This is a genomic window from Dactylosporangium sp. NPDC000244, from assembly GCF_040300725.1.
Classification (GTDB): Bacteria; Actinomycetota; Actinomycetes; order Mycobacteriales; family Micromonosporaceae; genus Dactylosporangium.
The window spans coordinates 150624-176601 of the sequence record NZ_JBEPEH010000006.1 but is presented as its reverse complement, the minus strand read 5'-3'; the positions used below and the strand labels follow the sequence as shown (position 1 = coordinate 176601).

Here is a 25978-nt window from a genome sequence, read left to right as displayed (position 1 = left end):
ATCACCTCGTCGATGCCGACCTGGTCGGCCACGGCACGGGCGACAGGCTGCCCGGCCGCCGTCTTTGCCCGCGGCCGGCGCCGGCCGGGTGTTACGATCGGCGCGCACCGCGGGCGCAAGCGCTGTAGCAGCGCGCGGACAGGCGGAACGACGGTGCTCGGCGATTCCTCGCCGCGAGCGGACGTCCACATCGGACGGTTGACCCGCCGCCGGCTGCGCCGATCTACCGGAGACATCTGCGATGACGATGCATGCCGACGACGCTGACCTGCGCCGTCACCTCCGTGACGCCGAGATTCCCGCGCTCCTGATGACGCTGGCGCACCTGACCGGCGACACCTCGATCCTGCGCGACGACCTGCGCACCGACGGCTGGCTGTTCCTGCCCCAGGGCGGGCTGACCGCCCGGCAGCGGGAGGAGGCCCGCGCGCTCGCGGCCGGCGTGCTCGCCCGGCTCGGCGACGGTGCCGCGGTGCCGACGCCGGACGCGCCGACGCTGGGCCGGATCACCGAATGGGCCCTGGGTGTGGACACGGCCGACCTGGTACCGATGCTGGCCGAGGAGATCATCCTGCCCGGCGCGGATCCCAGGGCGCCCGGCTGGAGCCGCGACGACCTGCCCGGCGCGCCGGACGTCGAGGTCGCCATCGTCGGCGCCGGGATGAGCGGGCTGCTCGCCGCGCACCGGCTGACCCAGGCCGGGGTGTCCGTCACCGTGTACGAGAAGAACGGCGACGTCGGCGGCACCTGGTTCGAGAACACGTACCCGGGCTGCCGGGTCGACGTGGCCAGCCAGCTGTACAGCTACTCCTTCGCGCAGCGCGCCGACTGGCCGTACCACTTCAGCACCCACGAGAGTCTGCGCCAGTACTTCACCGAGTTCGCCAAGCAGCACGGCCTCTACGACCACATCCGGTTCGACACCGAGGTCCGCGCGGCCGCCTGGGACGAGGCGGCGGGCCGCTGGCGGCTCACCCTCGACACGCCCGACGGAGCGCGCACCGTCACCAGCACCGTGCTCGTGACCGCCGTCGGGCAGCTCAACCGGCCCCGCCTGCCCGACATCGCGGGACGCGACGAGTTCACGGGCGCGGCGTTCCACTCCGCGCGCTGGGATCACGGCGTCGAGCTGGCCGGACGGCGGGTCGCGGTCGTCGGCACCGGCGCCAGCGCCATCCAGTTCGTCCCGGAGATCGCCAAGACGGCCGGCGAGGTGCGCGTCTTCCAGCGCACGCCGCCGTGGCTGCGGCCCACCATGCACTACCACCACCCGGTCGCGGACGGGCTGCGCTGGTTGTACGAGCACCTGCCGTACTACCTCGCCTGGCACCGCTTCTGGCTGCTCGCACCGGGGCTGCACCGCGTGCTCGAGGGCTGGGTCGTCGACCGCGACTACCCGCCCACCGAGCGGGCCGTCTCGGCGATGAACGAGGCGCTGCGCGTGACGCTCGCCGGCCACATGCGCGGCCAGCTCGCCGACCGCCCCGACCTCGAGCCGCTGGTGATCCCCGGCTACCCGGTCGGCGCCAGGCGGGTCCTGCGCGACAACGGCGCGTGGATCGCCACGCTCAAGCGCCACAACGTCCGGCTGGTGGGCGAGCGGATCGAGCGGGTCACGCCGCGCGGCATCCGGACCGCGGACGGCACCGAGCACCCCGCCGACGTCATCGTCTACGGCACCGGCTTCGCCGCCTCGCAATTCCTCGCGCCGATGTCGGTCACCGGCCGCGGCGGCGTCGACCTGCACCAATCGTGGAACGGCGACGCCCGCGCCCACCTCGGCCTCACCGTGCCCGGCTTCCCGAACCTGTTCTGCCTCTACGGGCCGAACACGAACCTCGCCGGGCACGGCGGCAGCATCATCCACATGTCCGAGTGCGGCGTCACGTACCTGCTCGACGCGGTGCGGCACCTGCTCGGCTCGACGCACCGGGCGATCGAGGTGCGGCCCGAGGTCTGCGACGCCTTCAGCGCCGAGGTGGACGCGGCCAACGCCGAGCGCGCCTGGGGCTTCTCGAGGACCGGCGGCTGGTACGTCAACCCCGCCGGACGGTCGGCGCAGAACTGGCCGTTCCCGCCGCACGAGTACTGGCGGCGCACCCGGCGGTTTGCTCCGGCCGAATACCTGCACCTGCCGTAGCCGCCCGGATGACCGCGCCGGCATCCCGCAGTGCACGGGCGCCCTCGGGCAGGATCGGGTGGTACCACTGCCAGACATGGAACATGTGCGGCCAGTGGTGCAGCACGGCCCGCCCGCCGGCGGCCCGGATGCCGTCGACGAGCCTCGTCGCGTCGTCGAGCAGCACCTCCTGGCCGCCGGCCTGGACCAGCACCGGTGGCAGGCGGGCGAGGTCGCCGAAGAGGGGCGAGATGCCCGGCCGCCGCGGATCGGCGCCGCCGGCGTACCGGGCGGCCATCTCCCGGAGCTCGTCGGCGACCAGCACCGGGTCCGCCGCCGCCAGCTCCCGATGACTGCGGGAGGAGCAGGTCAGGTCGATCCACGGCGACAGCAGCACCAGCAGGTCCGGCGGGCGGCCCCCGTCGTCGCGCACGCGCATCGCCACCGACAGGGCCAGGCCGGCGCCGGCCGAGTCCCCGGCGACGACGATCGGGCTGTCCGGGGCCGCGGCGCGGATTGCCTCCAGCGCGGCCAGGCCGTCGTCGGCCGCGGCCGGGAACGGCTCCTCGGGGCCTCGGCGGTAGTCCAGCACGAGACAGGCGGCCCCGGCGGAGTCGGCCAGCAGGCCCGCCAGGTGCAGGTGGGTCCGGGCGGAGCCCAGGCAGTAGAAGCCGCCGTGCAGGTAGAGCAGGACGGGCCGGTTCGCGGCGGGGCGGCGCAGCCAGGTGCCCGAGGCCGCCCCGACCGGTACCGCCTCCAGATCGACCGGCGCCCCCACGAACGCGGCGGCGGACCGCTCGTACGCGATCCGCCACTGCTCGAGCGTGGCCGGCCGTCGCAGGGCCGCGTGCCGCAGCATCTGCCGCACCAGCGCGGCGTTCGGCGACGGAGGGTCGGACACGACCAGGTCGGCGTACGGCGTCGGCGTCACTGCGCCGTGTATCCGCCGTCGGTGGCGAAGCACGAGCCGGTGGTGTTGGACGCGCGGTCGGAGGCGAGGAACGCGATCAGCTCGGCCACCTCCTCGCAGCGGCCCAGCCGGCACGTCGGGTGCAGGTAGGCCACGCCGACCGCGCTCTCCCGCTTCAGCATGGGCGCCTCGATGAAGCCCGGCCCGACGCTGTTGACCCGGATGCCCTGCCTGGCGTACTCCAGGGCGGCGCTCTTGGTCATGCCGACGACGCCGTGCTTGGCCGCCACGTAGGCCACCGACCGCGGGAAGCCGACCGACCCCATGACCGATGCCACGTTGACGATGGACCCGGATCCGTTGCCGAGCATGGCGGGAATCTCGGCCCGCATCGAGTAGAACACCCCGCTGAGGTTGACCGCGATCACGTCGTCCCAGCCGTCCAGCGGGTACTCCCCCGTGAGGGCCCGCGGCCCGCCGATGCCGGCGTTGTTCACGGCCACGTCGAGCCGGCCGAACGAGTCCACCGCGGCGGCGACCATCGCCTCGCACGCCTTGGGGTCGCGCACGTCGACCCGGTGGGCCACGGCGCCCTTGCCGATGGCCTCGGCGACGCGCGTCGCCGCGTCGATGTCCACGTCGGCGACCAGGACACCGGCGCCGCGAGCGGCCAGCAGCGACGCGCACGCCTCGCCGATGCCCGAGCCGGCCCCCGTGACGAGCGCGGCCCGGTCCGCGAAGTCGCTCATGCCCGCACCGCCATCGCCTGCGCGCCCGCGCGCGCGTTGACCGATCCGACCACCCGGCGCGCCCACGGCTGCCAGTCCTCGAGGCCGAGGAACCGGCCGAGCCGCTCGAGCTGCGGCAGCGGGTCGTCGACGATGTCCTCGTACGCCATCCTCAGCAGGCGCCGTGGCCGCGCGTCGGCGATGGCCTGCTCGGCCTGGCTGGCGAGGAACGCGCACAGTCCCTGGAAACGCCGGACGTCCTGGCCGCGTTCGCGCAGCGTCTCGGCGGTCAGCCGGTCGGGCAGGTACCGCTCCACCTCCGCCGGCACCCGCTGGCCGGGGGCGATCTCGAACGGGTCGAGGCCGTACTGTCCGACCAGCTCCACGCGCAGCTGCATGAGCTGGAAGCAGGAGTGCCGGCTCATCGACCGGGCGGTGTCCGCCCAGTCGCGCGTCAGATAGACGATCCTCGCGTCGGGGAAGTCCCGCAGCAGGCGCGGCGCGATGTTGCTGGAGCCGCCGGAGCGCTCGACCCAGCGCCGCCGGCCGGCGAGCGAGGTGAGCAGGTCCAGGAACATCCGGTGGTGCCGGGCCAGCGGCTGCTCCGGGAACGCGGGCACCAGCCCGGCGAGCATGTCGTACAGGCGGTCGGGGTCGGCCGAGAGCTTCGGCAGCGTGATCGCGAGGATCTGCGGCAGCTCGGCGAGGTTGCCGGCCCAGCGGCCGTGCGCCGGGTAGCGCACCTCGGGCGGCACGAGGCCGGTCCGGACCAGGGTGGCGAGCTGGGTGCTGGGCGCGCTCAGGGCGGACCAGTACGCCGGGCCGGTGAGCACCGTCTCGCTGGCGATCCCGGGCGTCACCCACATGAGGCACTCCTGGACCGACAGGGTGTCGGGCTGCTCGGCGATCAGGTCGGAGAGCATCGTCGAGCCGCACCGGCCGGTGTTGATGATGATGGCGTGATCGTGGGTCGCTGGATCCATGGATTTTTCCTATTGGTCGATGCAGGCCAGTTGGTGATGGCCGCGGTGGAGGCCGCCGGACTGCAGCAGCCAGGGCAGGACGATGTCGCGGACGGAGTCCGGCTCGTCGACGAGGACCGTGTGCCGCTGCCCGGGCACGATGACGATCCGCGCCTGCGGCAGCAGCCGGCGCACGTCGGGTGCCAGGTCGCCCACGGTTGCGGCGCCGCCGTACACGCACAGGACCGGGCATCCGATCGCGGCGATGTGCTCGTCCGGCGATATCCGGCTGGCCGGCACATCGCGCATGAGGCTGGTGCCGGTGATCACCTCGCGAATGCTCCGGGCCCGCCGGCCGAGGCCGCCGCGCCCGTCGATCCCGGCCAGCGTGTCGTCGGGCAGGTACGCGACGGCGTTGGAGAGCCACCGCGGCATCCGCTCGCGCCACACCGCGATGGGCGGCACGGCCTCGACCGCGACGATGGCGGCGACCCGCTCGGGGTGGCGCGCCGCGTACGCGAACGCGATCGTGCCGCCGAACGAGTTGCCGAGCAGCACGACCGGGCCGGTGATGTCCAGCGCGGCCAGCAGCGCCGCCAGGTCGTCCACGAAGTCGTCCAGCGCGTAGCCCTCCGCCGGGCGTTCGGTGTGCCCGTGCCCGCGCAGGTCGTACATGACCACGTCGAGGCCGGCCGCCGCGAGCGGCTGGGCCAGGGTGAGGTACCAGCTGGCCAGGGTGTCCAGGGCCAGGCCGTGGATCAGCACCGCGGTCGGTGCGGTGCTGGGCGCCCCGGACGCCGGCTCGGGCGGGGCGAGCCGCTCCACGTGGACGGACAGGCCGTTGGCCAGCACCGTGCTCATGCCGGCGAGCCCACCCGGCCGGAGCCGGCGTCCGCCTGGTCCAGCGAGGCGGCGATGTGCTCGACGAGCCGGCCGACCCGCAGGTGCCGGGCCGCGTCCACGTCCAGGCCGGCGATGAACTGGGCGAAGTTCACGGTGTCGCCGAACCGGGCCTGCAGGCGGCCGGCGAGCGACACCACGTCGATGCTCTCCATTCCCAGGTCGTCCTGGAAGGTGCTCTCCATCGTGATCTCGCCCTCGACGCCGGAGTGGTCACGGATCGCGTACAGCATCTCGGCGATCTCGGCGAGAATCGCGTTCTGGTCAGCAGGCATGGGATGTCCCTTCTGATGGTTCGGGCCGCTCCGCGCGGCCGGTCGGGTTGACGGGCTCCGGTCCCCACGTCCAGCCGACGACGTAACGCCGCGGCGGCAGATCCTCGGGGTTGGAGATTTCTCGATGGGCGACCAGGTAGACGCGGCCCGCCACCGCCACGGTGAGCGCCGCCGGCGTGGCCTCCACGACGGTGAACCGCTTGGGATCGCCGGCCAGGCCGGTGCCCTCCGCCTTGGCGGCGGCCTCCTTCGCGGTCCAGAAGCGGGTGAACCACACGTGCCGGTCCTCGCCGGTCGCCGCCGCCGACTCGAGCAGCAGCCGCCGCTCGGCGTCGGTCATGGCGAAGGCGATGGTGCTGTCCGTGCAGTCGGTGATCTCGGCGACGTCGATGCCAACGCCGGGCGCGTCGGGTGGCGTGCCCGGGGCGCTCGGCCGGGCGATCGCCACCGCGATCTCCGCGGCATGGGCGAGCGAGACCGCGCACTCCCGGTAGCCGCGGCCGGCGCGCGGGTGGACCCGGGGCCGGCCGCTGGGGTCGTTGCGCACCGGCAGCTCGATCGGGTACACGTCGGCGTGGCCGTCGTCCCACATCTGGAATCGGACGGCGTCCTGGACCGCGATGCGGCCGAGGAGCCACTGCTTGCGCCCCTTCGGCGGCCGCCGCTCGTACTCGGCCGCGCCGGCGGCACCGAGGATGCCGCGCGCGGCCAGCCCGCGGGTGACCAGGTCGGGCCAGCGGTCGAAGGCGACGGTCCAGCCCTCCGGCTGGCGCAGCGACATCGCGTTGCGCCCCGGGAAGCGCTCGGCGGCACGTGCGGTCGGGTGGCTGACGAACTGCCGGTGGACGCACTCGTCGAGCTGCGCCCAGACTCGGCCGTCGACGGCGAGCTGCGTGTCGAAGACGATCTGCTCGGTGCCGACCGAGCGGATGCGCACGACGCAGTCGACCGCGGTGCCCGCGACGGGCTCGGGGCCGAAGAACCGAGCGTGGCCGATCCCGACCGGCAGCGCCCCGAACGGCTGCGTCGTGAACAGCCAGTCGCCCATGAGCTGGGACGCGTTGTCGAGCAGCGCGCCGGGCGGGGCCGGCGCGGTCAGCACGCCGCGGACGTGTGCGTCGCCGATGGCGCGGACCTCGGTCAGGCCGCGGAACGCGGGCCCGTGGAAGACGAACCGTTCGGCGTACATCTGCTCGGCGCTGATCTTCGGTGGCTGTTCCGTGGCCGGGTCGTGCCGCCACACCTCCGGGCGCTCCGCCGGGTAGTCGGGCGCCACCTCGACCGTGGAGCGGGAGAAGCCGCCGAAGATCACCGAGAGCCCGCCGGGCCCGGCCGGCTTGACGGTGATCTCGACGTCCTGCGGCGGCGCGGCGACGCACCAGCGGTTGAACCTGGCGTCGCGCACGGCGACCACCCGCGCGCCGGGAACCGACTGCCGCGCGGCGTCCATCATGTGCTGCATGACCGTGGTCGCCGGCACCACGGGGAAGCGGTCCTGCGGGTCGGGCCAGTCGTCGGGCTGGGCGAAGAAGCAGTGGTCGCGCAGGTACGGCATCGTGTCGAGGGCGACCCGCAGGACCGTGCGGTGGACCTCCGGCGGCGGCGGTGGCGGTGGCGGCTCGCCGGGCCCGCTCCCGTCGTTGTTCGCGCCGCCCAGCAGCGAGGCCAGCTCGGCGGCGGCGCTCGACTGGCCGGCGAGCTTGCTCAGCGCCGCGAGGGCCGGCTCGGACGGCGTGGCGGGCGATCGGGACGGCGTGGAGGGCGATCGGGGCGGCGGCACGGTGGCGGGCGCCGCCACCGCGGCCTTCGCGACGGCGCGGTCGCCTCGCGGCGCGGGCACGCCGAGCAGGTCGCCGGCCCCCTCGCCGAGGCGGACCAGCGGCACGCCTAGGTCGAGCCGCACGGCCGGGCCGCGGCGGGCGGCCCGGGCGGTGGCGGGTGCCGCCGCCACAGTGCGGGCCCGGCCCGTGTCGAGCGTGCGCAGGTCCGGCGCGGCGCCCTCGACCCACAGTGCCGTGGCGACGCGGCGCAGCTGGCTCAGGCCGCTGCGCTGGGCGACGTTGACCGGCATGGCGAGGTGGTCGCGGCCGCGCAGGTTGTCGTCGATGACCGAGGCCAGCTGCCCGACACCGACCTGCAGGAACACCCGGAACCCGGCGTCGTACATGGCCTGGACGGTCTCGCGGAACCAGACCGGTTCGAGCATGTGCCGCACGGAGAGCTCGCGGACGCTCTCCGGGTCGCTCGGGGACGGCGCCTTGAGCGTCGCCGACCAGACGGGCACCCGGGCGGGGTGCACCTGCCAGCGCCGCAGCGCGGCGCCGATCGACTCCAGCCCGGTGGCGAACAGCGGGGTGTGGAAGGCGGAGCGGAACGGCAGCTTCTGGCAGACGAAGCCGTTGCCGCGCAGCGCCTCGACGAGCCGGTCGATCTCGCGCTCCGGTCCGTTGACGATGCACTGCGCGGGGGCGTTGTCGTGGGACAGCACGACGCCCGGGTACTGCGCGAGCCACGGCCCGAGCCGCTGGGCGGCGCAGCCGACGACGGCGAACGCGTGACCGGGGACGTCGACCGAGGCCGGGTCGAGCGCCGCGATGACGTCGTCGATGGACGACACGCTGATTTGCCCGCTGCTCAGCGCGGCGGTCCACTCGCCGACGCTGTACCCGGCGACGGCGTCCGGGGTGATCCCGACGCGGTGCAGGGCGTCGTTGAGCAGCGTACCCAGCTCGATCAGGCCGGCGCTGTGCCGGCCCAGGTCGGCGGCGGACCACTGCCGGTCGGGCAGGCCGAAGTGCGCCGCGATGTCCGCGGTGCGCGGGCCGAACTCGGCCTCCGGCCCGGGAAACACGAAGGCGAGGCGCCCGGGGGCCGCGCCGGCGAGCAGCGGGGCCGGGCTGAACCAGATGTCGCGTGCGCCGCGCCAGGCCCGTCCCTTGGCGACGGCAAGGCGGGCGGTCGCGAGTCGCTTGGCGTCGGGGTCGACGATGCCGATCCGGCACCCCTCGTCCGCGGGCCGCCCCTCGGTGCCGCCGCCCTGCCGGGCCCGGGCGGTGCCGAGGCCGCGGACCGTGGTGTCGTCCGCGTCGAGCAGCCGGGCCAGCGCGGCCGGGTCGGGCGCGGCCAGCCACAGCACCTCGTCCGGCTCGGCGACGCTCGCCGCCGCGGCCGATGCCACGGGGCCGGTCGCGCCCGTGTCGCCGCGGCGGGCCGCGAACGCCTCCGGCGCCTCCTCCAGGATCACGTGGGCGTTGATGCCGCCGAAGCCGAACGCGTTGACGCCGGCGCGGCGGGGCCCGTCGCTCTCCCACGGCCGGGCGGAGCCGATCGGGGCGAACCGGGTGCGCGCCAGCTCCGGGCGCGGGTCGTCGCAGTGCAGGGTCGGCAGGAGCACGCCGCGGTACACCGCCAGGGCCGCCTTGATCATCCCGGCGATGCCGGCGGCGGGCATGGCGTGGCCGATCATCGACTTGACCGAGCCGATGACCGGCGCCGGACCATCGCCGGGCGGGCCGAACACCTCGGCGAGGGTGTCCAGCTCGGCGGCGTCGCCGGTCGGCGTGGCGGTGCCGTGCGCCTCCAGCATGCCCAGCGCGTCCGGCGCGGCCGGGTCGAGGCCTGCCGCCTCCCAGGCCCGCCGGATCGCCAGCACCTGCCCGGCGGTGGCCGGGTTGACCATGCTGACCGAGCGCCCGTCGCTGGACACCCCGCTGCCCCGGATCACCGCGTAGATCCGATCGCCGTCGCGGCGCGCGTCGGCGAGCCGCTTGAGCACGACGATGCCGGTGGCCTCGCCGATCAGCAGGCCGTCGGCCGCGCTGTCGAACGGCCGGATCTCGCCTCGCCGGGACAGCGCGCCGAGCTGGCTGAAGACCGACCAGAGGCCGACGTCGTGCACGTGGTGGACGCCGCCGGCCAGCACCGCGTCGAGCCGGCCGCGGCTCAGCTCGGCGATCGCCTGGTCGACCGCGACCAGCGAGGACGCGCAGGCGGCGTCCAGCGTGTACACCCCGCCGCGCAGGTCGAGCCGGTTGGCGATCCGGGACGCGGCCAGGTTCGGCACCACCCCGATGGCGCCCTCCGGCTGGTGCTTGCCGAGCCGCTCCTCGAACCTGTGCCGGACCGCCTCGAGCCGCTCCTGCGGCAGGTCGGGGAGCAGCTCCCGGATCACCTCGATCACCTGGTTGGACATCCGGACCCGCTGATTGAAGCGGACCTGGCCCGGGCTGAGGAAGCCGCCCCGGCCGAGGATGACGCCGACCCGGTCGCCCGGGGGCAGCCGGTCCGGGCCGCCCGCGTCGTCGATGGCGGCCGCGGCCACCTGCAGCGCGATGAGCTGATCCGGCTCGATGTCCGCGATCGACGCCGGCATGATGCCGAACCGCAGCGGATCGAACGTGGCCAGCTCGTCGACGAACCCGCCCCGCCGGCAGTACAGGCGGTCCGGGCGGTGCGCCTGCGCCGGGTCGTAGAACTCGGGATCGATCCTGGCCGCCGGCACCTCGCTGATCGCGTCGGTGCCCTCGACCAGGTTGCGCCAGTAGTTGTCCAGGTCGGCGGCGCCGGGAAGCAGCGCCGCCATGCCCACGATGGCCGTCTCGTCGCCGTGCAACGCGCTCACCCGGCCGAGGCGGTGTAGACGACGGCGGTGAGCGCCGGATCCCCCCAGGCCAGCTCGCCCAGCAGGCTCAGCGCGCCCTCCTCCGGGTCGATGAGCGCGACGCCGCGCCGGGCGTACTCCCGGCTCAGCTCGGCGCTGACCATGCCGCTGCGGCCCTCGGCGGGCGCCCACGGTCCCCAGTGGACGGTCAGGCAGCGGTTGCCGGTGCGGGCCGCCCAGCGGGCGCCGATCGCCTCCAGGGCGTCGTTGGCGGCCGCGTAGTCCGCCTGGCCGCGGTTGCCGTACGTGGCCGCGACGCTGCCGAAGAAGACGACGAACTTCGGCGCGCAGTCGAGCCGGTCCAGCGCGTCGAGGACCGCCTGGGCTCCGGCCACCTTGGTGCCGAAGACCCGGGCGAACGACTGCGGGTCCTTGTCGGCGATGAGCTTGTCCTCGATCACTCCGGCCGCGTACACGAGCCCGTCGATGCGGCCGTGCTCGCGATGGATCGCCGCGATGAGCCGGTCGGTCGCCTCCGCGTCGCGGACGTCGAGGTTGTGGTAACGCACCTCGGCCCCCAGGTCGCGCAGCTCGTGCAGGGTGGCTTCGACCTCCCGGCCGGCCAGGATCGCCTGCGCCCGGCGGGCGAGCTCCGCCGGTGTGGCGCCGCCCTGGCGCGCGAGCGCGGCCCGCAGCGAGATCTCGTCCGTGGCCGCCGCCAGCGCCGGATCCTCCGGCCCCTGCGGCGCCGGGGTCCTGCCGATGAGCTCGATGCGGCACCCGGCCGACCCGGCGAGCACCCGGGCGAACCAGGACGTGATGCCGCGCGCGCCGCCGACCAGGACCACCACCGAGTCGCGGTCGAGGCCGACCGCCCGGGCCTCCGCCACACCGTCGCCGGCCGGGCCGGCACCGCCGGCCGCGAGCGCGCCGAGGCTCGCCGGGGCCGTCTCGTACGCCTGCCGCACGCCGCCGCTGTGGTGCACCACCGCCGCGTCGCCCCCGGCGAGCAGCTCGTCGACGATCTGCCGGGCGAGCTGATCCGCGGGTTCCGTGCCATCCACGACGGCCAGCCGCACGGCGGTCGAGGGGTACTCGCGGGCGACGGTGCGCAGCAGGCCCCGCAGCCCGTCGGTGCGGGCACCGGCGTTCGTGTCCGCGGCCGCCAGCAGGTAGCGCGGTCCGCCCGCGAGGGCCTGCTTGATCGGCCCGAACGCGCCGGGCAGCAGCGGCTCCGGTCCCCCGGCTGGCGCCTCCAGCCCGTCGAGCAGGACGAACCCGTCGGCCCCATCGAGCGGGCCCGGCTCGGCGAGCGTGCCGGCTCGCACGGTCGCTCCGTGCCGGCGCAGCAGCTCGGCGACGCGGTCGGCCACCGGCCCGGCCCCGGTGAGCACCAGCGTGGCGCCCGCGAGCGCCGTCGCCGAGCCGATCGGCTCGTCGGCGACGGGAACCAGCGTGGGGAGCAGGCGGGCCGGCGCGATGCCCGGCCGCGTGCCCCCGCTGCCGGTCGGCGCGTCGGTCCGGATCTGGGCGGGTATCGGCCGGGCCACGGGGAACTCGGCGGGCGCCTCGACGGGTGCGTCGCCCAGCCGGACGGTGAGCCAGTCGACCATGGCCCGCACGGTCCGGGCCTTGACCAGCTCCTCCAGCTCCGACTCGTCCCCCTCGCCCGACAGCCCGAGCCGGGCCACGACGTCCCCGGCGACCTCCGCCCGCTTGATCGAGTCGATGCTGAGGTCCGCCTCCAGGTCCAGGTCGAAATCGATCAGGTCGACCGGGTAGCCGGTGCGATCGCTGAGCACCGCCAGTACCGCTTCCTTGAAGTCCAACGCGGCCGGCTGGACGGCCACAGGCCGGGCCGCCGACGCCTCGGCGGGCACATCGGCGGGCGCCTTGGAGGGTGCGTCGGAGGGCGCGTCGCCCAGCCGGACGGTGAGCCAGTCGACCATGGCCCGCACGGTCCGGGCCTTGACCAGCTCCTCCAGCTCCGACTCGTCCCCCTCGCCCGACAGCCCGAGCCGGGCCACGACGTCCCCGGCGACCTCCGCCCGCTTGATCGAGTCGATGCTGAGATCCGCCTCCAGGTCCAGGTCGAAATCGATCAGGTCGACCGGGTAGCCGGTCCGATCGCTGAGCACCGCCAGCACCGCACCCCGGAAGTCGTACTTCGGCGCCTCCACCACCAGCATGGTGGTGGAGGTCAGGCTGCTGACCTTGCCGTTGACGCCCCCGTTGCCGGCGCCGCCGTTGCTGGACGGCGTGAACACGGGCATCGCGGCCGGCATCGCCACAGACGCGACGGGCACAGGCGCGCTCACCGTGCTCACCGCGGGCGGCGGCGGTGGCGCCGCGGTGGCCGGCGGAGACGTCGCGGTGGCCGGCGCCGGGCCGCGTGCCTCGACGGCATCGCTGCCGAGGTAGGCGAGCATGACGTCGCGCTGGGAGGCAATCAGCTCGCGAGTCGTCCGCAGGAACTCGGCAAGCAGTTCCTCCTGGCCCGGTCGCCGGGTCCCGTTGTCGTGGCCGCCGGTGGCCGGCCGGATGGTTGGGGTCATGGACAGCTCCTTGATGCGTCGCGGCGGCGTCAGGCCGCCGGGGATGCAGGTGCCCTCCCGGTCGCGGACGAGCTGGCCGTCCACTGTCCAGAAGGGACGGTCGGACGGCGCGGCCGGGATGACCTCGACGGTGTCGCGGCCGTGGAACAGCCAGCCGGTCTGCACCGGCACCCCGGCGCAAGCCAGCTGAGCTACCGCGGTGAGCAGGTCGCGAAGCCCTTCGCCGGTGTTGCGGTCGCAGGCGATGGCGAGGTGCGGCCGATCGGCGAGGATGGCCTGGACGAGTCGGGTGAGGACCTCCCCCGGGCCGGTCTCGACGAAGGTCCGCGCGCCGGCGGCGTACATGGCCTCGATCTGCTCGACGAAGCGGACCGGCGCGCCGACCTGGGCGGCGAGCTCCCGCCGGACCCCGTCGGCGTCAGCGGGGTACGCGGCGGCGGTCCGGTTGGACCAGACCTCGATGCGCGGCGCCGCCACCGGCTCGTCGGCGAGCACCCGCGCGAAGCGGTCCGTGGCGCCGGCGACGAGCGGGCTGTGGAAGGCGCAGGCGACGTTGAGCCGGTGCGTCGTCAGGCCGGAGGCCTTCAGGGCGGTGACCGCCGACTGCACCGCCGGGGTGGGGCCGGAGATCACCTGCTGGGTGGGGCCGTTGCGGTTGGCCAGCACCACCCGGTCGGCGAGACCGGCGCCGGCCAGGACCGCGGAGATCTGCTCGGCGGTCGCGCTGACCGCGGCCATGGTGCCCGGATCGTCACCGGCGGCGCCGACGATCGCCTCGGCCCGCTGCCGGCTGAGCCGCAGCAGGGTCGGCGGGTCGAGGGCGCCGGCCACACTCAGCGCGACGAGCTCGCCGTAGCTGTGCCCCGCGGCCAGGTCGGGATGGACGTCGAGGCGGCGCAGCAGGTGGGCGACGGCGAGCCCGCCGATGCCGAGCGCCGGCTGCGCCACCCGGGTGTCGGTGAGCCGCTGCTGCTGCTCGCGCTGCGCGGCCGGGTCGAACGCGGCCGGCGGGAACAGCCGCTCCGCCGGCTCCGGCCCGAGATCGAGGTACTCCCGCAGCTCGGGAAAGGTCACGAACAGCTCGGCCAGGGCGCCCGGGCGCTGGCTGCCCTGCCCGGGGAACAGGAACGCCACGCGGCCGTCGGCCGTGCCCGGCGCCGGCTGGACCAGGCCCCGGCCGGGGTCGTGCTCGCCGGCGAGCGCGCGGCGCAGCAGCTGGTCCAGCTCGGTGACGTCGCGGGCGACGATCGCGACCTGGACGGGTCCCGAACGCGGGTCGGCCTGCGCGGCGGCCGTGGCGGCCAGGTCCCGCAGCCGCCACGGCCGGTCGTACCGGTCGGCGCCGCGCAGCAGCTCGGCGAGCCGGCCCACGGCCTGGTGCGCCGCGGCGCGATCCCGGCCGCGGAAGCAGAACAGCTCCGCCGGCCACTCGCCGCGAGCATGGCGCGGCTCGGGCGTGTGCGGGTCCGCGGCGAGCACGACGTGGAAGTTGGTCCCGCCGAAGCCGAACGCGCTGACGCCGGCGATGCGCTCCCGCGCCGGCGCCGCCCACGGGCGGGCCTCGGTGTAGAAGGCGAACGGGCTGTGCTGCGCGTCCCAGGCCGGGTTCGGCCGGGTCAGGTTGATCGTCGGGGGCCGGACGCCGGTGTGCAGCGCCAGCGCCGCCTTGATCACCCCGGCCAGGCCGGCGGCGCACTTGGTGTGCCCGATCTGCGACTTGACCGAGCCGAGCGCGCAGCTGCCCGGCGACGCGCCGGCCTCGACGAACAGCCGGGTCAGAGTCTGCAGCTCGGTGCGGTCGCCGACCACGGTGCCGGTGCCGTGCGCCTCGAGCAGGCCGACCTGCCGCGGCGAGAAGCCGCTCTGCGCGTACGCCCGGTCCAGTGCCCGGCGCTGCCCCTCGGCCCGCGGCGCGGTCAGCCCCAGCGCCCGCCCGTCGCTGGCCGCGCCCAGCCCCTTGATCACCGCGTAGACGCGATCGCCGTCGCGCCGCGCGTCGGCCAGCCGCTTGAGCACCACGCACGCGACACCCTCGCCGAGCGCGATTCCGTCGCCCGTGGAGTCGAACGTGCGGCACCGCCCGGTCGGCGACAGCGCATGCGCGGAGCTGAACATCAGGTAGTCGTGGATGCCGTTGTGCAGGTCCACCGCGCCGCAGAGCATCAGGTCGCTGCCGCCGGCGGCCAGCTCCTTGCAGGCGGCGTCCATCGCCGCCAGCGAGGAGGCGCAGGCGGCGTCCACGGCGAAGTTCGGGCCGCCCAGGTCCAGCCGGTTCGCCACCCGCCCGGCGATCACGTTCGCCAGGATGCCGGGGAAGGAGTCCTCGGTGACCGTGGGCAACTGCCCGGCCAGATCCTCCGGTACTTCACCCAGATACCCGGGCAGCGAGGTGCGGACCACCTTCGCGTTGCCCAGGTCGCTGCCCGCCTCGGCGCCGAACACGACCCCGGTCCGCGAGTGGTCGACCGCGGGCGAGCCGTGGTGGTATCCGGCGTCGGCCAGCGCCCGCCGCGACGCCTCCAGGGCCAGCAGCTGGGCCGGGTCGATGCTGGCCAGCGCCGCCGGCGGGATGCCGAAGCCGATCGCGTCGAACGGCACCGGCTCGATGAAGCCGCCCCACTTCGACACGCTGATCCGGCCCGTCTGTCCCGGCTCCACCTCGGGCGCGTAGTACGTCTCGGCGTCCCACCGCTCGGCGGGCACCTCGGTCACCGCGTCGCGGCCGCCGAGGATCGTCTGCCAGAACGCGGGCAGGTCCGGCGAGCCGGGGAAGACGCACGACATGCCGACGATGGCGACGTCCAGGGGCGGCGGCGTCGGCTCGGCCACCGCGGCGTCCGGCCCGAGCACCGTGCTGAGCGCCGCGATCCGCCCGGCGTGGAAGCGCCGCGCACCCACGGTCACGTCGGCGTGCAGCGCGGCCACGGTGGTCTGCTCGTCGCGCAGGACCGCGATCTGGCCGGCCATGAACATGCCCTCGGCGCGCTGGCCCGGCTCGTCCACGGCGACCAGGGCCTCGCCGTCGCGGCGCAGGCCCTTGCTGGCGATGCGGAGCCGGCCGACGTTCAGCGTCTCCAGCTGCTCCCACACCTGCCGGGCGTCCACACCCGCCGCGTCCAGCTCCCGCCGCATCCGGTGGAAGTCGTCGACGTACGGCGTGTGCAGGCACCGCGTCACGTGTCCCGGCGCGGTCTCCAGCAGCGCGGTGACCGTCGCATCCAGCACCTCGCGCTGGAACAGCGGCTGGATCGCCCCGCACTCGACCGCCTCACTCGTGAGCAGGTAGGCGGTGCCCATCAGCACGCCGATCTGGACGCCACGCTGCGCCAGCGGGCCGGCCATCGCCGCCACCATCGCCGCGGAACGCCCGTCGTGGATACCGCCGGCGAAGAACACCTGCACCTGCGCGGCGGTGCCGGGCGGCGCCTCGTCGAGGAACTCCTCCAGCGCCAGCGCCTGTGCCTCCCACAGCGCAAAGCTCGTGCGCGGCCCGATGTGCCCGCCGCACTCGGCGCCCTCGAAGATGAACCGCCGCGCGCCGGCCCGCAGGAACTGGCGCAGCAGCCCGGGCGACGGCACGTGCAGGAACGCGTTGAGGCCGTCGGCCTCGAGGGCCTTGGCCTGGGCCGGCCGGCCACCCGCGATGATCACGACCGGCGGCCGGACCTCCATCACGGCGGCGAGCTGCGCCGCCCGCACCTCCTCCGGGGCGAAGCCGAGGACGCCCACTCCCCACGGGCGCCGGCCCAGTCGCTGCGCGGCCTCCCGCAGCATCCGCCGGGACTGCTCGCCGGTGGCCAGCGCGAGCGCGATGAACGGCAGCGCCCCGTCGTCGGCCACCGCGGCCGCGAACCCGGCCACGTCACTGACGCGCGTCATCGGCCCCTGCGCCACCGGGATCCGCACGCCCAACGCCTCCGCGAGCGGCGCGCCCGGCGCCAGCAATGCGCCTGCCGCGTCGTCGCCGGCCGCGGCCTCGATCGCCGCGCGGATGCCGCGCACCGCCGCGGCGGTGGTGCGCCAGCGGTGCCGGAACACGGCCGCCATCCAGCCGTCCTGGCCCACCGGCAGCAGCTCGCCGGTGCCGTCCGGGCGGCCGTCGCGGCGCAGGCCGCGCACGCCATCGGACAGCACCGTCTCCGAGCCGTCCATCCGCCCGATCACGGCCCGCACGTCCTCCGGCAGGTCCGACTCCGGCATGAGCGCGAGCTGGCTGTCCAGCACCACACCGGCGGCGCCGCCGACCACGCATGCGGCGGCCGTGCGCGGCCCGATGCCCCCGGCCACCCACACCGGCAGCGCCAGCGCCTCGTCGGCCAGCAACTGCTGCAACAGGACGAAGGAGCTCAGCTCGCCGACCCGGCCGCCGGCCTCGCAACCGCGCGCGATCACCCCGTGCGCACCGGCCTCGGCCGCGGCGCGGGCCTCCGCCCGGCTGCTCACCTCCACCAGCACCCGATACCGTTGCGCTGCCTCCCGCAGCGACCACCCGGCGCCGTTCGCCGGCATCACCACCAGGCTCACCCGATGCCCCGCGGCGCGCTCCACATCGGCGAGGGTGGCGCGACAACCTTCCGGCACCCGGACCCCGATCGATCCCGCCGACCACGACGCCGCGCGCTCCAGCGCCCGCAGTGCCGCCTCGTCGCCCCGAGCCAGGTCGAAGACCCCGCGTCCGCCACCGGCAACGGCGGCGGCCACGAGCCGTGGACCGGGCTCCACCGCTCCACACGGATTGATGGCGACAACCAGGTCGTTGCCGCCGAATGCAGTCTTCATCAGGCTCCCGTCGATGGGTCAGGTGTGCAGCGTTGGATTGCGCAGGCGCACACTGACCCCACGACGCAGCCTTGTGCGCCGAATCAGTCGGGTCTTCACCAGAGCGAACTCAAGGCCGTCGGGCCGAAGCATGCTCACGTCCGGCGTGCGCGCCGCCGGCGTCCGCAACCGGCGAGTCCGCGGCGTCTTCCAGCACGCTGTGGCCGCGACACGTTATTCGTACAACACGGCCCTCAGGTTTGTCCGGCTATTCAGGACTCTCTTCGCCGATCCTCCCCTTTGTACGTCGGTGGTCTGATACAAACCTCGTTGTAGATGCCTTGGGCTGAACCGCCGCGGACCCTTCCGCGCTCGGCGAGACGCCCGCATGGCGCAGCGCGTCCGATGTGCTGGATTCCAGCCGGACTGCCAATGCCGCACCGCCCGTCGGCACGCACCCTTCCCGCCCGCTCGGCTCGGGGTGCGGACATCGCTGTACCCGTCATCCGCCCGCGACGGCAGACGCCCCTGCCCGTCGGCGGATCCCCTATCTCTCGCCCTTTTCGACGTCCGCGCGGCTGCCGCCGACGGACCTGTACCTGATGAGAGGACAAGCATGCACAGGATCCGGTTCTTCGCCCGATCTCTGCTACCCGCCGCGATCCTGGCGGCCATCCCCGTATTCGTCGCCGCGCCGGCCGCCAGCGGTGCCATCACGGCCCAGGCGGCGCGGACGGCCTCGGGGCCGGAGCTGCTGGCGAAGGCCGCACCGGACGAGTGCTTCGCCGGCATCGGTCAGCCGTACCCGTCCGGGCCGCCCTGCCAGGAGGGCCAGGCGAAGGTGAACCAGTCGTACATCTGGGGCCTGGCCCAGTCGGGCGACCGGGTCTGGTTCGGCACGGGCGCCAACGTCCAGTGCCTCACGCTCGGCACGAGCCTCGCGCAGACGACGCCGACCCAGAACGACGACTACGTGTGCGAGTACGGCTCCAGCCAGCTGGGCAACCAGCTGACCCAGAAGATCGGCGGCCTCGGGGGCAGGCTCGGCAACCTCAAGGACAGCCTGGGCAGCGCGGGCAACCTGGCGGCCGGGCTGGGCGACTGGCGCGCGCCGAAGGTGTACGTCTACCAGACGTCGACGAAGAAGCTGACCGACAAGACGGCCGACATCAACAACGCGTCCAGCAACGACAGCCTGCGGCTCAACACGACCGTCGGCATGCGTGCCGCCGGCACGTACAACGGCGTGGTGCTGCTCGGCGGCCCGGGTCTGCTCGGCATCAACCTCTTCGCCTTCGACAGCAACTCGGGTAAGTACCTCGGGTCGACAAGCCTCAACACGTACGGCAACATCCGGCACTTCGTCGTGGCCGACGGTGCGCTCTACGCCGGTGTCGGCATCGGCCCCGAGGGCCAGGGCGGCGGCGCGGTGCTGCGCTGGACCGGCAACAAGTCCAACCCGTTCAAGTTCACGGCGGTGGGCTACCTGCCGTCGCAGGTCGCGGATCTCGTCGTGCACCAGGGCCGGCTCTTCGTCACCACCTGGCCCAGCGCCGGCGGGAGCACGAAGGCGACCGCGGCGGGCCTCTGGATGAGCGCGCCGCTGGCCAACGGGCAGCCCGGCCTGACCAAGGACGACGCCGGCAGCTGGCGGCAGGTGTGGGGCGTGAGCCAGTACGAGCCCGACCCGGTCGTGGCCAAGACGTACGGCCTCGGCTCGCTGGCCTCGTACGGCGGCTACCTGTACTGGGGCACGATGCACGTGCCGCTGCAGGCCACCGCGGCCATGGTGAAGCAGTACCCGCCGGCGAACGACCAGGCTGGCGGCCTCGCGGTGAAGAACACCCAGCGCACGGTGAGCATCTTCCGCGCCGCCAACTTCGACAAGGGCCGCCCGACGGTCGACCTGCTCTACGGGGCGGCGCAGCTGCCCGCGTACGACCCGAAGGCGAACAACGGGGCCGGCGCCTGGCACCTCGCCTCGACCGGGTACAAGCCCAAGTGGGGCTCGGCCGGGTTCGGCAACGTCTACAACAACTACACCTGGTCGATGGTGGTCGCCGGTGGCTCGCTGTACGTCGGCACGATGGACTGGGGCCAGATCAGCCAGTACTCGCCCGCGAAGGCGCTGCCGGGGGTCCGGGCCGCGTTCGGCACGCCCGACCCGAAGACGTACGGCGCCGACCTGTGGGCGTTCGACAGCCCGCAGTCGCCGGCCCGCCCGGTCAACACCACCGGGCTCGGCAACTACTTCAACTACGGCGTGCGCAACATGGTGGCCGACGGATCGACGATCTACCTCGGCATGGCCAACCCGATGAACCTGCGCACCGACAAGGGCGACAACGTCCCCGAGGGTGGCTGGGAGCTGATCCGGCTGCGCGCCACCGGCAACAACCGTCCGGCGGCCTACCGTCCGGGCCGGGGCAACTGACCCGCTCGGCCTGCGGCATCCCTTTCCCGCCGGCCGGTCAGCGCACGGCGCCGACCGGCCGGCGGGCACCACCGACGAGGCACGCGTTGCCGAGAGAGGCCGCGTTACCGAGAGAGGCCGCGTTACCGAGAGAGGCCGCGTTACCGAGAGAGGCCGCGTTACCGAGAGAGGCCGCGTTACCGAGAGAGGCGGAGGCTTCATGAATTGGCCATCCAGCAGTACGACGTCCGCCAGGCGTACCGTGTGGGCGGTGGCGGCCGTGTGCGCGCTCATCGTCCTCATCGCCTGCGATGCGGGACAGCCGCAGGGGCGCGGGTCGGCCACACCGACCGCTGCGAGCACGACCAAGGCGGCCGCGGGCAAGGTCCGCAGCCCGGCCGTCGCCGCCGGTTCGACCGACCACACCATCACCATCGGCGGCACGAAGCGCACGTACCGGCTGTACCGGCCGGCCAACCTGTCGATGTCGAAGCCGGTGCCGCTGGTCGTGATGCTGCACGGCGCACTGGGCGACGGCGTCCAGGCGGAGATGGCGTACGGCTGGAACGCCGAGGCCGACCGCAAGGGTTTCGTGGTCGCATACCCCGACGGGCTCCTGCGATCCTGGGTCGTGAGCGGCGACTGCTGCGGCCCCTCGGTCCACGGCGGCGTCGACGACGTGGCGTTCATCAAGGACGTGGTGGCGGCGGTCTCGAACGACCTGCCGATCGATCCGGCCCGGACGTACGCCACCGGGATATCCAACGGCGGGATGCTCGCCTACCGGCTGGCTTGCGACAGCACCACGTTCGCCGCGATCGGGGTGGTGGCCGGCAAGCTGCTCGGGGACTGCCCGTCGCCGGCGCCCATCTCCGTGATCCACATCCACGGCACCGGGGACGACATCGTCCCGTACGACGGCAAGCCGGGGAAGATGAACAACGACGGCGTGGGGCTGATCCCGGTCAAGATCGACGGCGGCTCGGTGCCCGACCAGATCGCGACCTGGCGCAAGACCGAGCGGTGCTCCGCGCCGGAGGCCCACACCTCGAGCTCGGTCACCACGTCGCTGGCCCACTGCCCCGACGGGCGTGACGTCGAGCTGATCACCATCGCGGGGGCCGGGCACCAGTGGCCGGGCGGCACCCCGATGCCGGCGGTGGAGAAGCTGCTCGGGCTGCCGCCACCGTCGACGGCGCTGAACGCGACCGATACGATCTGGAAGTTCTTCAGCGCCCATCCGGGCAAGGGTTGAGCACCATGCTCAGCGCTTGTCGATCGGGATCTCGGCCTTGAGTGCCGTTCCGTGGCCGGCCGGACTGGAGATCTCCAGCCGGCCGCCGAGCACGGCAACGCGATCGCGGAGGCCGACGAGTCCCGAGCCGCGACTCACGCCGGCGCCGCCGACACCGTCGTCCTGCACCGAGATCCGCAGACAGCTGTCGCAGGTTTCGAGGCCGACGTGGACCAGCGTTGCGTGGGCGTGTTTCGCGGTGTTCGTGAGCGCCTCGGACACGACGTAGTAGGCGCCGACCTCGACCTGTTCGGGCAGTCGCTGCCCGACGGCCAGGGCGAGGTCCACGGGGGTGGGACTGCGGCGCGCGAGGGACTTGACGGCCGCGCCGAGTCCGCCCTTGGAGAGGATCGCCGGGTGGATGCCGCGCGAGAGCTCCTGCAGGTCGTGCAGGACGCCGGTCAGGTTGCCCACGGCCAGCGACAGGTCGTCACGGACGGACCCCAGGTCGGCGGGCAGCGCCGCCTCGACACCGCGCAGTTGGAGGCCGAGCGCGACAAGACTCTGCTGCGCGCCGTCGTGCAGATCGCGTTCGATGCGGCGGCGCGCCTCATCGCTGGCGGCGACGATGCGCGCACGCGACGCGGTGAGCTCCGCGTGGGTCTCGGCATTGGCGATCGCGGTCGCGACGAGCTCCGTGAAGTCGGCCATGCGGGCTTCGGTGTCATCCGGCAACGGCTCGGGTCGCATCGTCACGACGACGGCCACCCCCCAGACACGGCCTTCGACCACGATCGGGACACCGACCCCCGACTTGATGCCTTCGCGGCGAGCGATCGCGGCGTTGGGGCCCGTGGAGTTCTCGTACGAGGCGATCCGGGCCGCGGCGCGGGTCCTCAGCACCATCGGCAGGAGCGACTCTCCCTCGACCGGGAATGTCTGCTCGGCCACGTTCAGCTCCATGGTGCCGGCCAGTCTGCGGACGGTGCCGTTGGATTCGTACCGGTACAGCGCCGTGGGGTACGGACCGAGGACCCGCCCGATCTCCTCGGCTACGGCCTCGAACACCTCGGTCGGCTTGATCCCCTTGGCGACCAGCATCGCCACCCGGCGCAACGCGGCCTGCTGCTCCCGGCTCGCCTCGCGTTCCCGCGCGGCGCCGAGCACCGATGCGAGCATGGGAATGATCCGCTCACGGAGGCGTACCAGGGTGGGTTCGGGCAGGCCGGCCGGGACGAGCAGGGTGCCGAGGTCGGTCGACCAGGTCCGCAGTGGGAAGGCCACCCGGTCAGCGTTCGTGGTGGCCGTGCCGAGCTCGATCGCCGCCCAGGGAATGTGGAGGGTCTGAGCGATCCGGTGCGCGGCGACGCCCAAGGCGGGTTGCAGGTCGTCGGTGCCGAGGAGCAGGCGGGCCAGGCCGGCACCGAGGTCGGCCTCCTGGCGGCGGTCGGACGTCTCCGCGGCGTGTCTGCGGGCGAGGTGGGCAAGACCGCTGACGAGCAGGGCGGCCGCCATGAAGACAGCCGCCTCCTGCAGGTCCTCCCTGGTCGTGGCGACCTCGAACCTGCCGAAGGGCGGGACTTGGAAGTAGTTGTAGGCAAACGTGCTGGCCAGGGCCGCCAGCACACCGAGCTTGGCCCCGCACACGGTCGAGATGACCAGAACGCCGACGAGGTAGATCATCCCCCGGGAATCCTCGCGGACGGCGCCGTGCAGCGGGATCAGGATCACGGTCTCCGCCGCGATCACCACCGCCGCAAGCAGGAGCGCGAGCGGCAGCGGCGGCTTCGCACGCACCAAGGACGACAGCAGGCGTACCCGCATCGGGGCCGCCCTCTCCCGCATCACGCTCTCAGGTCGCACACGTACACCTCGCGCTGGCGACGCAGCTCGAATCGCGCGGTGACACGCTTCGAAAGGTCTGCCAACCTTCTCAAGGCTACCCGGGCCGGTTCACGCGTCGCCGCCGCGAGCCGTCGGCATCAGGCTGAACGCGTTCTCCTCCTCCTGCGCGTTGTGCAGCTGCATGATGGCGTACAGGCCGTAGAGCCCGGCCCGCAGGTCGATCACGTCTTCCGGCTCGGGCCGGCTGCCGACGTCCGGCAGGGTTCGGCGCAGCCGGCGGATCTGGTGCTCGATCTCGGCGTGGGTGCGGCTGAGGGCCGCGATCGGGTCGGGACCGCCGAGGGCCCGCGCGACGATCGGCAGCAGCTGCTCCTCCTCGGCCCGCTCGTGTGGCAGCAGGTCGGTCTCGAGGAGGTCGAGCAGCGCACGGGCGGGCCCGAGGTCGGCTCGGGTGACGGAGAGGTCGTCGGCGACGGCCCGGATCTGCTCGACGAGCGGGCGGATGGCGGTGTGCTGCTCATACAGCTGCCGGGTGACGGCGAGGTCGGCGGTCGGCATGGTGACGGTATGCGTGCGCTGCGGCAGCAGGACCGTCAGGGCCAGGCCGATGGCCGCGACGTCGATCGCCTCCTGCAGCAGCGCGCCGGCCACCGGCGTGAGCAGCCCGGCCGCGGCCGGGACCATCGCGGCCAGCGACAGGGTCATGCCGAGCGCGGCCGAGCGGCGGGCGATGCGTCGGGCGCGGCGGGCGACGAGGATCGCGTCGGCGAGGCCGTCGACGCGGTCCGTGGTGAGCACGACGTCGGCCGCCTCGGCGGCGGCCGTGACACCGCGGGCCGCCAGGGCCACGCCGACCCCGGCGGCGGCGAGCGCCGGGGCGTCGTTCACCCCGTCGCCGACCATGACGCTCGGTGCGGCGGCCTGTTCGGCGCCGACGATGGCGAGCTTGTCGGCGGGGTCGCGGTCGGCGTACACGGTGTCGACGCCGGCAACCCGCCCGACGGTCTCCGCGATGTCCGCCCGGTCCCCGGTGATCAGGACGGTGCGCTCGATGCCGGCGTCGCGCAGGGTCCGCATCATGCGCGGCGCGTCGGGCCGCAGCGGATCGGTGAGCAGCAGGACCCCGGCGGGCCGGTCGTCCACCGCCGCGAACACGGTCAGCGACCCGTCCAGGGTGGCCCGGCGCCGGGCGCGCCGCACCCACTCCGGGGCGGGGCCGTCGACGACCCAGGCCGCCTTGCCGAGGCGTACCGCGTGACCCTCGACCGTTCCTTCGATGCCGAAGCCGTGCCGTTCTCGCACGTCCGACGCCGCGGACAGGCTCAGCCGGCGATCGCGGGCGGCGGTCACGATTGGCGCGGCGAGCACGTGCGCCGACGACTGGTCGAGCGAGGCGGCCAGCCGCAGGACTTCGTCGGCCGGCAGGTCATGGCCGGTGGCCACCGTGGCGAGGACGGGCCGGCCGCTGGTCAGCGTGCCGGTCTTGTCGAACAGCAGGACCCGCCCGGCGGCCAGGCGCTCCAGCGCCGCCCCGCCCTTGAGGATCACCCCGTAGCGGGCCGCCCGGGACACGCCGGACATGATGGCGATCGGGGCGGCCAGCAGCAGCGGGCAGGGAGTCGCCACGACCAGCACGGCCACGGCGCGCACCGCCTCACCCGAGATCGCCCAGGCCATCCCGGCCACCAGCAGCGTCAGCGGTACGAAGATCAGCGCGAACCGGTCGGCGAGGCGGACGAAGGGTGCGCTGCTCGCCTGGGCCCGCTGCACCAGTCGCACCACGCCCGCGTAGGTCGACGCGGCCGCTGTCTCGGTGGCCAGCATCCGCGCCGCCGCCCCGGCGTTGACCACACCGCTGCGGACGTCGTCGCCGGCCCGGCGCTCGACCGGCAGCGGCTCGCCGGACAGCGCCGACTCGTCGAACACGCCGTCGTCGAGCAACCGGCCGTCGACCGGGACGAGCTCGCCGGCGCCGACCAGCAGCCGGTCGCCGACCGCGACCCGGTCCACCGGGATCTCGTCCAGGCCGGCCGGACCCTCCCGGCGGGCGATCCGCGGCGCGCCGGCGGCCAGGCGGCCGAGTTCCCGGCGGGCCCGGGCCGACGCGCGCGCCTCCAGGAGGCCTCCGGTGAACAGCATGACCGCGATCACCGCGCCGGCCAGCGGCTGGCCGACCAGCAGAGCGCCCGCCAGCGCCAGCCACGCGATGACATCCACCGAAGGCCGGCGGCGCAGCAACGCGACGGCGATGGTGATCGTCGAGTAGGCCAGGCCGACCAGCGTCGCACCGGCCCACAGCGCGGACGCCGGACCGCCCGCACCCGCGGCGGCGGCCACCACACCGGCGATGAGCAGCAGCGTCGCCAACCAGAACAGCAGTGCCTCTCGGGCGGCCCACAGGCGGGAACCTCGCGGCTGCGACATCGGAGCCCTCCGTCCCGCTGGGAGCCGGCCGGCCCGGCGAACCGGCCTCACTTCATGCTCCATGCGCCGCGGGACCCGATCCAAGGCCGAAGGGCCCGACCTTGGCGCCGGTCCTCCTCCGTCGTCGAGGACCGTCAGGCAGACGCTTTCGTCCATCCGGCCGACGGCGAGATCTCGTCCGTGATCGCGGTGAAGAACCACCGGCTCGGTCACCACGAGGCCCGCGGCGTCCGTCAAGCGGTACGGCTGACGGCC

12 protein-coding genes are annotated in these 25978 nt (G+C 74.2%); 3 read left to right on the top strand and 9 right to left on the bottom strand.

Going from position 1 to position 25978, the window contains the following annotated elements:
* The first annotated feature begins 241 nt into the window (after positions 1-241).
* On the top strand, positions 242-2140 hold the full coding sequence (locus tag ABT369_RS10580; RefSeq protein ID WP_350611479.1) for a flavin-containing monooxygenase: 1899 nt from the start codon (positions 242-244) through the stop codon (positions 2138-2140).
* Here ABT369_RS10580 and ABT369_RS10575 read toward each other — a convergent pair.
* The 7 genes from ABT369_RS10575 to ABT369_RS10545 are packed head-to-tail and all read right to left on the bottom strand — an operon-like array spanning position 2037 to position 17828.
* The gene (locus tag ABT369_RS10575; RefSeq protein WP_350611478.1) at positions 2037-3050 is read right to left on the bottom strand and encodes an alpha/beta hydrolase; all 1014 of its coding nucleotides are present in this window, start codon (positions 3048-3050) and stop codon (positions 2037-2039) included. The genes ABT369_RS10580 and ABT369_RS10575 overlap by 104 nt on opposite strands.
* On the bottom strand, positions 3047-3778 hold the full coding sequence (locus ABT369_RS10570; RefSeq protein ID WP_350611477.1) for an SDR family NAD(P)-dependent oxidoreductase: 732 nt from the start codon (positions 3776-3778) through the stop codon (positions 3047-3049). Before ABT369_RS10570 ends, ABT369_RS10575 begins: the two co-directional genes overlap by 4 nt.
* The gene (locus ABT369_RS10565) at positions 3775-4740 is read right to left on the bottom strand and encodes a sulfotransferase domain-containing protein (RefSeq protein ID WP_350611476.1); all 966 of its coding nucleotides are present in this window, start codon (positions 4738-4740) and stop codon (positions 3775-3777) included. Before ABT369_RS10565 ends, ABT369_RS10570 begins: the two co-directional genes overlap by 4 nt.
* Positions 4741-4749: 9 nt before the next feature.
* The gene (locus ABT369_RS10560) at positions 4750-5580 is read right to left on the bottom strand and encodes an alpha/beta fold hydrolase (protein WP_350611475.1); all 831 of its coding nucleotides are present in this window, start codon (positions 5578-5580) and stop codon (positions 4750-4752) included.
* Positions 5577-5894, bottom strand: coding sequence for an acyl carrier protein (locus tag ABT369_RS10555; protein WP_350611474.1), 318 nt, complete (start codon positions 5892-5894; stop codon positions 5577-5579). Before ABT369_RS10555 ends, ABT369_RS10560 begins: the two co-directional genes overlap by 4 nt.
* Positions 5884-10515 (bottom strand): beta-ketoacyl synthase N-terminal-like domain-containing protein, encoded by a 4632-nt coding sequence (locus ABT369_RS10550; RefSeq protein WP_350611473.1) that lies wholly within the window; start codon positions 10513-10515, stop codon positions 5884-5886. Before ABT369_RS10550 ends, ABT369_RS10555 begins: the two co-directional genes overlap by 11 nt.
* Positions 10512-17828, bottom strand: a complete 7317-nt coding sequence (locus ABT369_RS10545; RefSeq protein WP_350611472.1) for an SDR family NAD(P)-dependent oxidoreductase — start codon at positions 17826-17828, stop codon at positions 10512-10514. The genes ABT369_RS10550 and ABT369_RS10545 overlap by 4 nt, the downstream gene beginning before the upstream one ends.
* Before the next feature lie 595 nt (positions 17829-18423).
* Between ABT369_RS10545 and ABT369_RS10540 the strand changes: the two genes are divergently transcribed.
* Both ABT369_RS10540 and ABT369_RS10535 read left to right on the top strand, forming a co-directional pair.
* Positions 18424-20241, top strand: coding sequence for a hypothetical protein (locus ABT369_RS10540; protein WP_350611471.1), 1818 nt, complete (start codon positions 18424-18426; stop codon positions 20239-20241).
* A gap of 250 nt (positions 20242-20491) precedes the next feature.
* Positions 20492-21475 carry a CE1 family esterase gene (locus ABT369_RS10535; RefSeq protein ID WP_350611470.1) on the top strand — a complete coding sequence of 328 codons (984 nt, stop codon included), beginning with the start codon at positions 20492-20494 and terminating at the stop codon, positions 21473-21475.
* Positions 21476-21484: 9 nt separating this feature from the next.
* Here ABT369_RS10535 and ABT369_RS10530 read toward each other — a convergent pair whose 3' ends face one another.
* On the bottom strand, positions 21485-23317 hold the full coding sequence (locus tag ABT369_RS10530) for a sensor histidine kinase (protein ID WP_350611469.1): 1833 nt from the start codon (positions 23315-23317) through the stop codon (positions 21485-21487).
* A gap of 90 nt (positions 23318-23407) precedes the next feature.
* Positions 23408-25723, bottom strand: a complete 2316-nt coding sequence (locus ABT369_RS10525; RefSeq protein ID WP_350611468.1) for a heavy metal translocating P-type ATPase — start codon at positions 25721-25723, stop codon at positions 23408-23410.
* Positions 25724-25978: the final 255 nt, after the last annotated feature.

What these genes read in the sequence shown, in the direction of transcription:
- ABT369_RS10580 (WP_350611479.1), top strand. Translation starts at nt 242, where the DNA reads ATGACGATGCATGCCGACGACGCTGACCTGCGCCGTCACCTCCGTGAC.
- ABT369_RS10570 (WP_350611477.1), bottom strand. Translation starts at nt 3,778, where the DNA reads ATGAGCGACTTCGCGGACCGGGCCGCGCTCGTCACGGGGGCCGGCTCG.
- ABT369_RS10565 (WP_350611476.1), bottom strand. Translation starts at nt 4,740, where the DNA reads ATGGATCCAGCGACCCACGATCACGCCATCATCATCAACACCGGCCGG.
- ABT369_RS10560 (WP_350611475.1), bottom strand. Translation starts at nt 5,580, where the DNA reads ATGAGCACGGTGCTGGCCAACGGCCTGTCCGTCCACGTGGAGCGGCTC.
- ABT369_RS10555 (WP_350611474.1), bottom strand. Translation starts at nt 5,894, where the DNA reads ATGCCTGCTGACCAGAACGCGATTCTCGCCGAGATCGCCGAGATGCTG.
- ABT369_RS10545 (WP_350611472.1), bottom strand. Translation starts at nt 17,828, where the DNA reads ATGAAGACTGCATTCGGCGGCAACGACCTGGTTGTCGCCATCAATCCG.
- ABT369_RS10540 (WP_350611471.1), top strand. Translation starts at nt 18,424, where the DNA reads ATGCACAGGATCCGGTTCTTCGCCCGATCTCTGCTACCCGCCGCGATC.
- ABT369_RS10525 (WP_350611468.1), bottom strand. Translation starts at nt 25,723, where the DNA reads ATGTCGCAGCCGCGAGGTTCCCGCCTGTGGGCCGCCCGAGAGGCACTG.